Below are 13,060 nucleotides of genomic sequence, written 5' to 3' on the forward strand. Positions count from 1 at the left end.
CCGCTGCTCTACCTCACCGACCCCGAGCTCTACACGGTGCCGCTCGCGCTGCGGCAGTTCATGAACGCGGAGGGCTTGAGCTCGTGGGGGCAGATCTTCGCGATGTCGACGCTGTCCCTGGCCCCGGTCGTCGGCTTCTTCATCGCGGGCCAGAAGTACTTGGTGGACGGAATCGCCACCACCGGAATCAAATGATCGATCAGGAGTTGAGGATGGACCTCGCAGCAATCACGCTCGCGTCGAACGAGAGCGCCCGGATCGCCCACGGGCTCGACCTGGTGACGCGCGCGCTCACGGCCACCGGGACCACGGTGCGTCGTGACCCCGAGCTGGCGCCCCGTTCGAGCGACACCCTGCGGATGCTGGTGGGCGTGCGCAGCGCGGACTCACCGATCGGCACCCTCGAGGAGCAGGACGTCCTGCTCTACAACACCGGAGCCCCTGGCGAGGGCGGGTTCTACCTCGCGCACCTGCCCGGCGGGCTCGTGGTGGTCACCGGAGGCGACGACGCGGGCGTCCTGTACGGCTGCCAGGAACTGGCTCGCGTCATCACCCGCACCGGCGGAGTGCCTCGCGACCTGGACCGGGGTGAGACTCCGGACATGACCCTGCGCGGCCCGGCGATCGGGCTGCAGAAGACCGAGGTGGAACCGCCGCGCCAGGTCTACGAGTACCCGATCACGCCGGACCGGTTCGAGTGGTTCTACGATCGCGAGCACTGGCTGACCGTGCTCGACGAACTGTTCGAGCACCGCGCGAACGTGATCTACCTGTGGAGCGGTCACCCGTTCTCCTCGTTCGTGGCCCTGCCCGACTACCCCGAGGCGCAGGAGGTGACCGACGACGAACTCGCCCTGAACGCCGCGACCCTGAGCTGGCTGACCGAGGAGGCCGACCGCCGGGGCATCTGGATCGTCGTCAAGTTCTACAACATCCATATCCCGCTGCCGTTCGCCGAGCACCACGGCATCCCGTTGCGGCAGCCCCGGCCGACGCCACTCACGAGCCGGTACACCCGGGCGGCGATCGGCGCCTTCGTCGCCCGGTATCCCAACATCGGTCTGTACACGTGCCTGGGTGAGGTGCTGCAGGGCGATCTCTACGGCCAGGAGTGGCTGCTCGAGACCATCATCCCCGGCGTGCTCGACGGGGTGGACGCCGCCGGCCTGGCCGAACTGCCGCCGTTGATCCTGCGTGGGCACGCCATCGACCCGCATCCGGTCGTGACAGCCGCCCGCGAGGTCTATCCCCGGCTGTACACCGAGGCCAAGTACAACGGCGAGTCGCTCACCACCTGGAACCCTCGCGGCGAGTGGCAGGAACAGCACAGGTTCCTCGCCTCGCTCGGCAGCACGCACATCGCGAACGTTCACATCCTGGCGAACCTCGAACCGTTCCGATTCGGTGCCGTCGGCTTCATCCAACGCAGCGCGCAGGCGATGAAGCACCGCCTGAACGCGCAGGGCCTGCACCTGTATCCGCTGTTCTACTGGGACTGGCCGTGGTCGCCCGACCGCGCCGAACCGCGGCTGCGGCAGATCGAGCGGGACGCCATCTGGTTCCATGCCTGGCTCCGCTACGCCTGGCGGGCGGACCGTGACCCCAGCGCCGAACAGACCTACTGGACGGCCGTTCTGGCCGAGCAGTACGGCAGCGAGGAGGCCGGCGCCGCCGCGCTCGCCACCTACGAGGCGATGGGCCAGATCGCACCGCTACTGGTCCGCCGGGTCGGCATCACCGAGGGCAACCGGCAGACCCTGAGCCTGGGGATGACCCTCAGTCAGCTCCTCGAGCCGGAGGCCCACCGGACCTGGCCCGATCTGTGGCAGTCCCACGCACCGGGCGGTGAGCGGCTGCAGGAGTACGTCGAGCGCGAACTGCGGGGTGAGGCGCATCTCGGTGAGACGCCGATCGACGTGGCCGCCGACGTCCGCCACTTCGCCGCGCTCGCCACCCGGGCCGCGGACTCGGGCCGCCCGCACGTGCGGCTCGCTGCCGGGGAGTTCGCCCGGCTGCGCCAGGACGCGCACGCCCTCGCCCTGCTCGCCGAGTTCTACGCGCTGCGGATCGAAGCCGGGGCCCTGATCCTGCGAGCGCGCTCGCAGGCGTTCCGTGGCGAGCGGACCGACATCGCCGAGCTCGAGCATGCCGCCGAACTGATCGAGGCCAGCGTGGCCCACTACCGCGACCTGGCCGACCTCACCGACGCCACGTATCTCTACGCCAACAGCATGCGCACCCCGCAGCGACGGGTGCCGTTCCGCGACGGCAGGGCCTACGGCCACTGGCGCGAGTGCCTGCCCGAGTTCGAGGAGGAGAGCGCGGCCCTCACCGCGGCCGTCCGCTCGGTCGCCGAGCGGGGCTGGCCGCTGCCGGGCTCGGGTCCCGGTGCGGATGTGGTCCCGTTCCGCGCCGCACCGGTCCAGGTCCGGCCGGGCACCGCGTTCGACCTCGACGTGGGACAGTCCGTTTTCAGCGACCGGAGCATGCTGATCGAACGGGTCGCCCCGGAACTCGCCGGCACCCGGGCGTTCCGGATGCCCGTCGAGCGGTCGGCGAACGGGCCGGCCGACCTGGAGCTTGACCTGCCCGCCGACGCCCATCTGCTCGTGGGCTACGTCAAGAGCCCGGACCCGCAGTGGCTGCAGGTCCCCGATCTCGAGGTCAACACCCACGCGGACGACCAGGGCGGGCTCGACCCCGTGCTGCGGTCCGCGATCGAGGTGTCCATCCCGGCCGCGCGGTCCGACGAGGCCCAGCGGCTGCTGATCGACGTGCATGCGTTCGCCTTCACCGCGGGTCGACACATGTTCACCCCCGGGCCGGGTGCGTACCTGGTGCTCGGTGCGGTCGTCGCCGATCAGGAGTTCACCCGCCGCGACGCCGCGGACGCGTCCGTCGGTCCACCCGATCTGCTCCAGCACCTGCTGGCTGCCCGGTCGGCCGAGGAGGTCACGGCATGAACCGCGACCTCGAGTTCGCCCCGTGGCGCTTCTGGGCCGAGGCCGACGACCAGGAGCAGGCCGACCAGCTCGGCGTGCAGCGCGCGATGTCCGAAAGGCGTCCCGAGCACCGATTCGCGGAGAAGTGCTTCATCTCCGCGCTCGCCTCCATCCAGTGCGACCAGCTCGTGATGGGCCGCAGCAGCTACATCGCCGCCGGTGCACTGGTCACGGGCACCATCGAGATGGGCAGTCACAGCACGATCAATGCCTACTCGATCGTCCGGGGTCCGGTGCGACTCGGCCGTGCGGTCCGGGTGGGTGCGCACACCTCCGTCATCGGCTTCAACCACACGATGACCGACCCGGACATCGAGGTGTTCCGCCAGCCGATCAGCGAACGTGGGATCGAGATCGGCGACGACGTGTGGATCGGTTCGCACTGCGTGATCCTCGAGGGGGTGCGGATCGGGGACCGGTCCGTGATCGCCGCCGGCGCGGTCGTCACCAAGGACGTGCCCGCCGGCGCCGTGGTCGGCGGTAATCCCGCCCGGGTGCTGCGCTGGCGCGTCCCCGCCCTGGCGCCGAGCGACGCCACCGCAGCGTCGGGATCCACCAGGCCCGCGACCGACCTGGAGCAGTCACTGCACGCCTTCGGTGACCTCGCCCGCGACCAGGCCACGCAGGTGCTGGCCCGGGCCTGGGACGCCGAGACCGGGCTGTTCGCCGACAAGCCGGGCGGCCCGGCCACCGTGCGGGCCCAGTGCGACGCGGTCGAGATCGCCGACCTGCTCACCGGAGCATCGCCACCGCAGCGCTCGCGCGAGGAGACGGTCGCGATGCTCCGCGGCTGGCAGGACCCCCGCACCGGGCTGGTCGGAGAGCTCGGGCGCCCCGACACCGGGACGCCTCCGGACCTCACCGACCCCGACGCCGCTTACCACGTGCTGAGCGTCGGCTACGCGCTCGACATCCTCGGCAGCTCGTTCCCGACGCCGGTCCACGCTGTGGCGGGGCTGTCCGCCGACGACATCGTGACCTTCCTCGACGACCTGCCGTGGCCGGAGCAGGCATGGCGGGCCGGCCACTGGGTCGACGCGCTCGGGACGGCCCTGCTCTGGAACGGCCGTCAGGACGCCGCCGGGCCGCCCGGTCAGCTCGAGGCACTGATCGGATGGCTGGTCTGCCGTGCGGACCCACAGACCGGGATGTGGGGACAAGGCGGCAAGGGTGGCCTGCTGCAGCCGGTGAACGGGTTCTACCGGGCCTCACGCGGCACCCTCGCGCAGTTCGGGATCGCGGTGCCGCACGCGGAGCGGGTGGTGGACACCGTGCTGCGGCACGCCCGTGATGCCCGCTACTTCACCCCCGAGCGGCAGAACGCCTGCAACGTCCTGGACGTCGCGCACCCGCTGTGGCTCGTCCGTGCCCACGGCTACCGGACCCACGAGCAGACGCAGCTCGCCGAACGACTGCTCAACGACTGCCTGACGCGGTGGCGTGACGGCGAAGGCTTCGGCTTCAGCGCGGGAACCGGCATCGGCAGCGCACGAGCGGACGCGGAGCCCGGCCTGCAGGGGACCGAGATGTGGCTCAGCATCATCTGGCTCCTCGCTGACCTCCTGGGGTTGTCCGGAGCCCTCGGTTACCGCCCGCGTGGAGTGCACCGGCCCGAGCCCGCCACGAGCATCGCGGGACTCGGCCGGTGACCGCGATCACCGCGGTGCGGCTCACCCCGGTGAACGTCGCCCGCACCACCGGGCTGGTCTGCGGCCACGTCATCGTGGAGCTGGAGGCGGACGATGGGTGCACCGGCATCGGTGAGATGTCGGACTTCCAGCATCTACCCAGATTCCACCCCGACGTCGGCGACCTGACCGGCACGTTGCAGTCCATGCTCGCCGGGACCGACCCCTGGGCAACGAACCGGATCTCCCAGCTGCTCGACGAGGCGTTCCCCTCGGCCGGATCGCTGTACGACAAGGGCGCGGTGATCCGCTGCGGTATCGACACCGCCCTGTGGGACCTCCGCGGGAAGATGAGCGGCCGCAGCGTCAGCTCACTCCTCGGTGGCGCCGTCCGCACCGAACTTCCGGTCGCCTACCCGGTATTCCGCCAGCGCGCCCGGGGGGACGTCGAGGAGAACCTCGAGCGGGTGGCGGGGAGGCTGGATGAAGGCTTCACCATGTTCCGCGTCTACGTCGGCGGCGACCTCGAGTTGGACGAGCTGTTCCTGCGCTCGCTGCGCACCCGGTTCGGCGACCGGATCGAGATCAAGTCGCTGGACTTCTCCAACCTGCTCCACGGCACGGCCGCGCTCCGGTTCATCGAGCGCACCCGCGACATCGGCTACGCCCTTGTCGAGGCGCCCGCGCGGGCCGGGGATGTCGCCGGGCTCGCCGAGGTGCGCCGTCGCGGACTCGTTCCGGTCAGCGAGCACGTGTACGACGCGGCGAGCGCGCTCCGGCTGGTGTCCGAGCGGGCGGTCGACGTGCTCAACGTCGGACTGTTCGCGCTCGGTGGCATCACGCCCGCGCTGCAGGTGATCGCGATCGCGGAGGCTGCCGGTCTGGACTGCCTCATCGGGACCACCCAGGAGCTGTCGATCGGCACCGCTGCGGCGGCCCACCTCGGCGTGGCCACCGGGTGCGTGACGGTTGCGAGCGACCCGGTGGGGCCGCTGCTGTACCGCTCGGACGTCGTCGAGAGGCCGGTGACCTATTCGGGTGGCGCGCTCCAGCCACCGTCCGGGCCCGGACTCGGCCTCGAGCTCGACCCCGAGCGGCTGCGCGAGGTGGCCGGGCCGCTGCGCTGGGAGCGCGGGGCCACCACCGCCATCGTCGACCGAGTCGGGAGCACCTCGTGAACCACCCGGAGCGCTTCCGAGCCACCCGCGTGCTCGTCACGGGGGGTTCCCGCAACATCGGGCGCGCGATCGTCGAGCGGTTCGCCGCCGAAGGCGCCCACGTCGCCATCAACGGCGTGGTCCCTGGCGAGGCCGAGGACCTCGCGGACGAGCTCCGTGCGGCCGGGCACACAGCGGTCCCGGTACCGGCGGACGTGTCCGATGCGAACCAGGTGGATCAGATGCTCACCCTGGTCTGCGCCGAGCTCGGGGGAATCGACGTGCTCATCAACAATGCCGCCGTGCCACTGCTGGGACGGGTCCCGTTCTTCGATCTCACGCTGGCGCAGTGGGACCGACAGTTCGACGTCGGCGCCCGCGGCACCTACCTGTGCACCCACGCGGCAGCGCAGCGGATGGGCCCAGGCGGCAACGTCATCAACATCTCGTCGGTCGGTGCGACGAAGGCGCACCGGTCGGCTGTCGCCTACGACGCGAGCAAGGGTGCCATCGAGGCCTTCACCCGGGCCGCCGCGCTCGAACTGGCGACGCACGGCATCCGAGTCAACGCGATCGCCCCTGGCGCCATCTCGAATGCTCGGTTCCAGGCGCTGGAGGCGTCCGTCCAGGAACGGGAGGTCGCGCCGATCCCGCTCGGGTACGCCGGCAGTGGCGACGACGTTGCAGGTGTCGCGGCGTTCCTCGCCTCGACCGACGCCGCCTACATCACCGGCCAGGTCATCACGGTCGACGGTGGTCTCAGCGCTCAGGCCCGTCAGGCCTCCTCGGAGATCGAGATCGACTCAACCACGGACGGTGCCGCATGAGGATCGCGCTCGATGGCGTCACCGCGGTGCTGGTCACCGCCTATCGCGATGGCACCGGCCGCATCGACGAACGGGCCGTCGCCGACATCGCGACCCGCACCGCCGAGGCCGGGATCCCGGTGCTGACCGCGCTGGGCAACACCGCCGAGGTACAGCAGCTCGAGCCGGCCGAACGCCGCGCCGTGCTGCAGGCGGTGGCGAGGGTCGAGCCGCCGGTCACCCTGATCGCCGGGGTCTGCGGCGCATCCGGGACCCTCCTGCGCGAGATCGAGGTCGCGCAGGCGGTGGGCTACCACGCCGCCATGGTGCACGAACCCTCGGACCCGTTCGGCGACGCGGACGGGCTGGCGGCCTTCTACCGGCAGGTGGCGCAGGCGGCTGCACTCCCGATCGTGCTCTACGTCCGCTCGATGCGTCTGTCGGCGGCCCACCTTGCCGACCTCACCGCGCTGCCCGCCGTGGTGGGCGTCAAGTACGCCCGCAACGACCTGCACACCCTGGCCACCCTCCTCGGCGGACCGGCCGGCAAGCAGTGCACGTGGGTCAACGGGCTCGCGGAGTCCGCGGTCGCCTCCTTCGGCGCGCTCGGCGTGACGTCGTTCACCTCCGGCATCGCCAACGCCCGTCCAGACATCGCCCTGGCGGTGCACCGGGCCGTCACCGACGGCGACCTTGCGCTCCTGCGAGGCCTCGTCCGCGACTTCGTGGGCCCCGTGGAAGCCCTCCGGGCCGAGCACGGTGGTCGGTACAACGTCGCGACGATCAAGCAACTGCTGCGCTGGCAGGGTCTCGAGGCCGGTGGGGTCCGGGCACCGCACTCCGAGCTCGACGAGCTCGCGCTGGCCCGGCTCGCCGGCGTCCGGCACGCGAGCGTCACGCCCGCCGGAACCCCGTCGAAACCTCGCGACCGGAGTGAGGACCGCCCATGACCGCCCCCTCCACGAGGCCTGTCGCCGCCGGCCTCCTCGACCCCGGCGCGCTCGCCTCCGTTCTCGCACCCGAGGACCTGGCCCGAATGCACGCACTCGTGACCATCGATCGGATGCACAGCTCGGCTGACGCGCTGCGCGGGGCGGCCCGCCTCGCCGAGGTCGAGGTGCTGCTGACCGGATGGGGGACGCCGGCCCTGGACGCCGACCTGCTCGGGTCGATGCCGTCCCTGCGCCTGATTCTCTACAGCGCCGGGTCGATCCGCCACCTCATCTCCGACGATTTCTGGCAACGCGACATCACCGTGGTCTCCGCAGCCGATGCGAACAACGACCCGGTGGCCGAGTTCGTGATCGCGACCACCGTGCTGGCCCTCAAGGGTGAGCACCGCAGCCAGGCGCACCTTCGCGCGACACACACCCTCCTGCCCTCGCATGCCGACCTCGGCATCTACGAGCGGCAGGTCGGGCTCGTCGGCTTCGGTTCGATCGCCCGCAAGGTGGCCGCAGGGCTGCATCGCTTCGATCACAGGATCCTGGTCTGGGACCCCTACCTCGACGATGCAGTGGCGGCGGAGCACGGCGTGCACCGGCTCGACTCCCTGGCCGAGCTGTTCGAGCGCAGCCAGGTTCTCAGTGTCCACGCCCCGTGGCTACCGGGCGTCACCGACCATCTGATCGGTCTGGACGAGCTGCGCCGGATGCCTGCCGGGGCAACGTTGATCAACACCGCGCGCGGTGCTCTGGTGGACGAGAGCGCACTCGTGCAGATGCTCCGCTCACGCAACGACCTGCGTGCGGTACTCGACGTGACCTGGCCCGAACCGCCAGGCGACGACTCTCCGCTGTACCGGCTCGAGAACGTCGAGCTCACCGGCCACGTCGCCGGCAGCGTCGGCCTGGAACGCCGCCGCCTGGGCCGGCTCGTCGTGGACGAGCTGGAGCGGTGGATCGCCGGCGTGCCACTGCGGCACCGGGTCACCGAGGCAGCGGCGGGGCTCCGGGCCTGAACCAGCCCCGGGCCAACAGCCGTTGCCCGGATCGCGGGGCCCCGTCCTCATCCGGCAAGTGCCTCGCGGGCCTGAGCCGCGATCGCGGGCGCGGTGAGGCCGAAGTGCTCCAGCAGCAGGTCGTTGCTCCCCGTCGGTGCGAACTCGGACAGCCCCAGGGCTCTCACCACCGGGCCGCGGCCGAGCGCGGCGACCGTGAGCGCGACGGCCGCGCCGAGGCCGCCGGAGATGTTCGCCTCCTCGGCGGTGACGATGGCGCGGGTCTGGGCGGCGGCCGCACGGATGGCCTCGACGTCCAGGGGCGCGATGTAGGCCGCGTTGAGGACGCGCGCTTCGATGCCGTCCGCCGCGAGCAGCGCGGCCGCGGCGAGCGTCCGGGAGACCAGGGTGCCGGTGCCGATCAGGGTGACGTCACCGCCGTCGCGGGCGAGCAGGAAGCGGCCACGCTCCAGCGGGTCGGTGGGCGCCGTAACGTCCGGGACCTTGTGTCGGCCGACGCGGAGGTAGGTGGGTCGCGGCTCGGCGGCGGCCTGGCGTACGGCCTGGCGGGTCTGGTGCCGGTCGGCGGGGACCACGATATCCAGGCCCGGCAGCGCGCGCAGCCAGGAGAGGTCCTCGACCGAGTGGTGGGTGGGGCCGAGCTCGCCATAGGCCATCCCGGGGCTCATGCCGCAGAGGATCACGTTGTGGGCGCTGTAGGCGACGTCGGCCTTGACCTGTTCGAGGGAGCGGCCGGTGAGGAAGGGGCCCGCAGCGCAGACGAACGGGATGAGCCCGGCTGCCGCGAGCCCGGCGCCCACGCCGACCATGTTCTGCTCGGCGATGCCGACGTTGATGAGCCGGTCCGGAAACTCCTGGCGGAAGCCCACCAGGTTCGAGGAGCCGACGGAGTCGTTGCAGACCGCGACGACGCGCTCGTCCACGCGGGCGATCTCGAGGAGTTCCTCGGCGAACGCGGTCCGGTTGTCGTAGGTGAGGGCGGCAGTGTCGGCGACGGTCATGCCAGCTCCTTCAGGGCGAGGTCGATCTGTTCGGGCGTGGGTACCTTGTGGTGCCACTCGACGCGGTCCTCGATGAAGGTGACGCCCTTGCCCTTGATGGTGTTCGCGATGACCGCCACCGGTCGGGGCCCGGCCCCGGGTGCGAACGCGCCGAGCAGGGCGGCGTGGTCGTGGCCGTCCGCCTCGCGGACCTCCCAGCCGAACGCGGCGAGCTTGTCCTCGAGGGGGTCAAGGGCGTTGGTCTCCTCGGTCCGGGCCCCCTGCTGGAGCCGGTTCCGGTCGATCACCAGGGTCAGGTTCGCCAGCCGGTAGTGGGCGGCGGACATGAGCGCCTCCCAGTTGCTGCCCTCCTGCAGCTCCCCGTCACCGCAGACCACGAACACCCGGCTGTCGTGGCCGCGCAGGCGGGTGCCCAGAGCCTCCCCGACCGCGACCGGCAGGCCGTGCCCGAGCGGGCCGGTGTTCGTCTCGACCCCGGGCACCTTGGTGCGGTTCGGATGTCCGTTCAGGGCCGAGTACGGGCCCATGAACGTGTCGAGCTCGGCCGGATCGAAGTAGCCCGAGTAGGCGAGCACGGAGTACAGCGAGGCGGCGCAATGCCCCTTGGACATGATGAACCGGTCCCGGACCGGCGCATCCGGACGGGCCGGGTCGATCCGGAGCACCCCGAAGTAGAGGGTTGCAAGGATGTCGGTGACCGAGAAGTCGCCACCGATGTGGCCGGCCTTCGCCCGTCCGATCATCGCGAGCACCGAGCGGCGGATCAGCCGGGACTGCTCCGCGAGGAGCGCGGCCTGCTCGGTGGGTGAGGCCGTTTCGACGGCGGTGCGCGTCTCCCGCCAGGCACGCACCTGGGGTGCATGTGCGGTCATCATCGCCGGGCCCCGTCGGCGGGAGCGTGGCGGGCGATCTTGTGGAACATGTCCTCGAGGAGCCAGCGGGTGTCGTATGACTCCGCGACCAGGACGTTCCGGGCACCCTCGTGGCTGCGCCGAGTGGATCCGTCCTCGGCGAAGACGGGCGCGGGGCGGGACGAGAAGTGCGCGCTGCCCGGGTTGAGGATGAGACCGATCGCGGGCGAGTCCCCGAGGGACCGGTGCTCGATCGGGCCGGCGTGGTAGGTCGCGTTCCACTCGTGCAGCTGATCCACCAGGTACCGGCCGAGGTGTCCGTGCGGCGCTACCCGCACGTCCAGTTCCGCGTAGCCGACGGCCACCTGCCGATAGACCGAGCTCGGGACCTGCCACACGGGCAGGCGCGATGCCATCACGACGTTCGCCGCCGCGATGTCGTTGGAGAGGTTGAACTCGACCTTCGGCTGCAGCGGGTAGATCGGGTCGTAGTAGTGATGTCCCCCGATCCAGATCACCACCGTGTCGGTGTCCTGGATGCTCGGCTCCAGCAGGAGGGCGCTCGCCATGTCCGTCAACGGGCCGAGGAACGCGACGTACAGCGTGCCCTCGCCGGACCGGTGGGCCTCGTCGATGATCAGTCGGGCCCCCGGGGAGTCCACCGGTGTGGCCGGATCCGGGATCGCGTGGGCGGCGCCGTTCGCAACCGGGACCGGACGATCGAGGGCGAGCAACTCGAGGATGAGGTCGATCTCGTCCCGGGAGTCCTCCATGCTGCGCTGCGATCGCACAGTCCCGAAGTGGGCGGCCACCAAGCCGCGGATGTCGATGGTCGGCGAGAGCAGCGCGTGCACGATCGCGAACTGGTCATCAGCCTCGTTCTTGGCGTCGGTGTTGATGATCGCTCGGCGACGCTGCGACTCGGGCGTCATGGAACTCCTCGGCTGGATCCGACGGCAGGGCACCGCCCTGCATATTCATTCACGAGTGAATGTCTTCACGACAGACAGTATTCCGCTCGCACAAGGCTGTCAACGCGACCCCGGGGCGACCCCACCGCGACTCGGCCACACCTGCGGTCATCCATCCCCTTGACTCCAGTGGCTACGGTCATTAACCTTTTGGCTATGGCTACTAACTCCGCCGAGATCCGTCATCTCACCCGGCCCGAGGGCCGGCTCGCCTACACCGTGACCGGCACCGGTCCGCTCGTCATCGCCGTCCCCGGCATGGGCGACCTGCGCTCGGTCTACCGCGACCTCGAAGGGCCGCTCGTCGAGGCCGGCTACCGCCTCGCCGTCATGGACCTGCGGGGCCACGGCGACAGCGACACCACCTTCAGAACCCACGGCGACGCCGCGACGGGCGCCGACATCCTCGCCCTGGCCGAAGAGCTCGGCGAGCGCGCCATCGTGATCGGCAACTCGATGAGCGCCTCCGCGGCCGCCTGGGCCGCCGCCGAGCGCCCGGACGCCGTCGCCGGCCTGGTCCTGGTCAGCCCGCTCCTGCGGGAGCCGATCAGCAACCGGCTCGCCCAGGCCGCCATGCGGCTCGTCTACCGGGTCATGTTCGCCCGTCCGTGGGGCGCCGCGTTCTGGGGCTCCTACTACGCCGGCCTCAACAAGGTGACGAAGGCGCCGTGGCTCGACGAGCACGTGCGCGCCATCCGGAGCAGCCTCGGCGAGCCGGGCCGGCTCCGGTCGCTGCGCCACCTGGCCGTGCAGCTCGACCACTCGGAGGTCGAGGTGCGCCTGCCCGAGGTCGCCACGCCCGCGCTCGTCCTCATCGGCGACCACGACCCGGACTTCCGCTCCCCCGCCGACGAGCTCATCTGGGCCACGGCCGCGATCAGTGGCGAGGGCGCCCTGATCGAGGACGCGGGCCACTACGCGCAGGCGCAGCGCCCCGACCTCGTGGCTCGCGCGGCGCTGTCCTTCCTGTCGAAGGTCCGTCCGACCACCCAGAACCCGGCCCCGCAGCTGGCTGGCGGCCCACTTGCCTAGGGCGGGCCTGAGCAGGCAGACCCTGACCGAGACCGCGCTCGCCATCATCGACGACGGCGGCCCCCGGGCCTTCGACAACCTCACCCTGGCCGCGGTCGCAGCCAGGCACGGCGTCTCGACGCCGAGCCTGTACAAACACGTCGGTTCGCTCGCGGACCTGCGCCGCGACGTCGCCGTGGCGTCGGTCCGCGACTTCACCCATGCCCTCAGCGAGGCGAGCGTCGGGCGCGCCGGAGCGGACGCCGTCGTCGCCCTCGCCGGCGGCCTGCGTGCCTACGCCGAGGCGAGCCCGGCCCGCTACCTGGCCGCCCAGCACGCCGCGGACCCGGACGACCCCGCCGATGCGGCGCTCGGCGAGGCGAGCGGGCAGGCCCTGGCCGTCACGATGAACGCGCTGCGCGGCTATGACTTCCCACCCGATCGCGCCATCGACGCCGTCCGCGCATTCCGCTCGGCGATCCACGGGTTCGTACTGCTCGAGCTGGAGGGCGGGTTCGGACTCTCGAGGGACCTCGACACCAGCTTCGACGCGCTCGTGACGATGCTGGTGCGCGGCCTGGCGGAGCTGGCCAGCCAGCCGGACTAGCGGATCCGCAGTGATCCACCCGGCCCGGCTGCCCGCTCACACAGGCTGTGTGATGCCCGCCGCCGT

Annotated in this window: 10 protein-coding genes and 2 pseudogenes; 9 read left to right on the forward strand and 3 right to left on the reverse strand. The window is 71.3% G+C overall.

Annotation, left to right across the window (positions count from 1 at the left end; genetic code table 11):
• The 7 genes and pseudogenes from HALOF300_RS26925 to HALOF300_RS05745 form a co-directional block, all read left to right on the forward strand.
• A pseudogene (locus tag HALOF300_RS26925) lies at positions 1 to 195 on the forward strand (carbohydrate ABC transporter permease); the annotation flags it as partial.
• A gap of 17 nt (positions 196 to 212) precedes the next feature.
• The gene (locus HALOF300_RS05720) at positions 213 to 2,963 is read left to right on the forward strand and encodes a hypothetical protein (RefSeq protein WP_156739994.1); all 2,751 of its coding nucleotides are present in this window, start codon (positions 213 to 215) and stop codon (positions 2,961 to 2,963) included.
• A 392-nt stretch (positions 2,964 to 3,355) separates the two neighbouring features.
• Positions 3,356 to 3,511: pseudogene (locus HALOF300_RS27685) on the forward strand (DapH/DapD/GlmU-related protein); the annotation flags it as partial.
• Positions 3,512 to 4,647: 1,136 nt separating this feature from the next.
• Positions 4,648 to 5,808, forward strand: a complete 1,161-nt coding sequence (locus HALOF300_RS05730) for a mandelate racemase/muconate lactonizing enzyme family protein (RefSeq protein WP_156739996.1) — start codon at positions 4,648 to 4,650, stop codon at positions 5,806 to 5,808.
• A complete protein-coding gene (locus HALOF300_RS05735; RefSeq protein ID WP_156739997.1) occupies positions 5,805 to 6,614 on the forward strand; it encodes an SDR family NAD(P)-dependent oxidoreductase in 810 nt (269 codons plus the stop codon). The genes HALOF300_RS05730 and HALOF300_RS05735 overlap by 4 nt, the downstream gene beginning before the upstream one ends.
• Entirely contained in the window at positions 6,611 to 7,543 is a 933-nt protein-coding gene (locus HALOF300_RS05740; protein ID WP_156739998.1) for a dihydrodipicolinate synthase family protein, read from the forward strand. Before HALOF300_RS05735 ends, HALOF300_RS05740 begins: the two co-directional genes overlap by 4 nt.
• Positions 7,540 to 8,553, forward strand: a complete 1,014-nt coding sequence (locus HALOF300_RS05745) for a hydroxyacid dehydrogenase (RefSeq protein WP_156739999.1) — start codon at positions 7,540 to 7,542, stop codon at positions 8,551 to 8,553. Before HALOF300_RS05740 ends, HALOF300_RS05745 begins: the two co-directional genes overlap by 4 nt.
• Before the next feature lie 47 nt (positions 8,554 to 8,600).
• On the opposite strand, the gene HALOF300_RS05750 is transcribed toward HALOF300_RS05745, so the two are convergent.
• From HALOF300_RS05750 to HALOF300_RS05760, 3 genes are read right to left on the reverse strand one after another with little or no spacing between them, the layout of a single operon-like run.
• Entirely contained in the window at positions 8,601 to 9,554 is a 954-nt protein-coding gene (locus tag HALOF300_RS05750; protein ID WP_156740000.1) for a transketolase family protein, read from the reverse strand.
• Positions 9,551 to 10,429, reverse strand: coding sequence for a transketolase (locus tag HALOF300_RS05755; RefSeq protein WP_231955075.1), 879 nt, complete (start codon positions 10,427 to 10,429; stop codon positions 9,551 to 9,553). Before HALOF300_RS05755 ends, HALOF300_RS05750 begins: the two co-directional genes overlap by 4 nt.
• On the reverse strand, positions 10,426 to 11,337 hold the full coding sequence (locus HALOF300_RS05760; RefSeq protein WP_156740001.1) for a nucleoside hydrolase: 912 nt from the start codon (positions 11,335 to 11,337) through the stop codon (positions 10,426 to 10,428). Before HALOF300_RS05760 ends, HALOF300_RS05755 begins: the two co-directional genes overlap by 4 nt.
• Positions 11,338 to 11,532: 195 nt before the next feature.
• Between HALOF300_RS05760 and HALOF300_RS05765 the strand changes: the two genes are divergently transcribed.
• Both HALOF300_RS05765 and HALOF300_RS05770 read left to right on the forward strand, forming a co-directional pair.
• Positions 11,533 to 12,408 carry an alpha/beta fold hydrolase gene (locus HALOF300_RS05765; RefSeq protein WP_197522341.1) on the forward strand — a complete coding sequence of 292 codons (876 nt, stop codon included), beginning with the start codon at positions 11,533 to 11,535 and terminating at the stop codon, positions 12,406 to 12,408.
• On the forward strand, positions 12,401 to 12,994 hold the full coding sequence (locus HALOF300_RS05770) for a TetR/AcrR family transcriptional regulator (RefSeq protein WP_197522342.1): 594 nt from the start codon (positions 12,401 to 12,403) through the stop codon (positions 12,992 to 12,994). The genes HALOF300_RS05765 and HALOF300_RS05770 overlap by 8 nt, the downstream gene beginning before the upstream one ends.
• Positions 12,995 to 13,060 lie beyond the last annotated feature (66 nt).

The organism is Occultella aeris (genome assembly GCF_902703175.1).
Classification (GTDB): Bacteria; Actinomycetota; Actinomycetes; order Actinomycetales; family Beutenbergiaceae; genus Occultella; species Occultella aeris.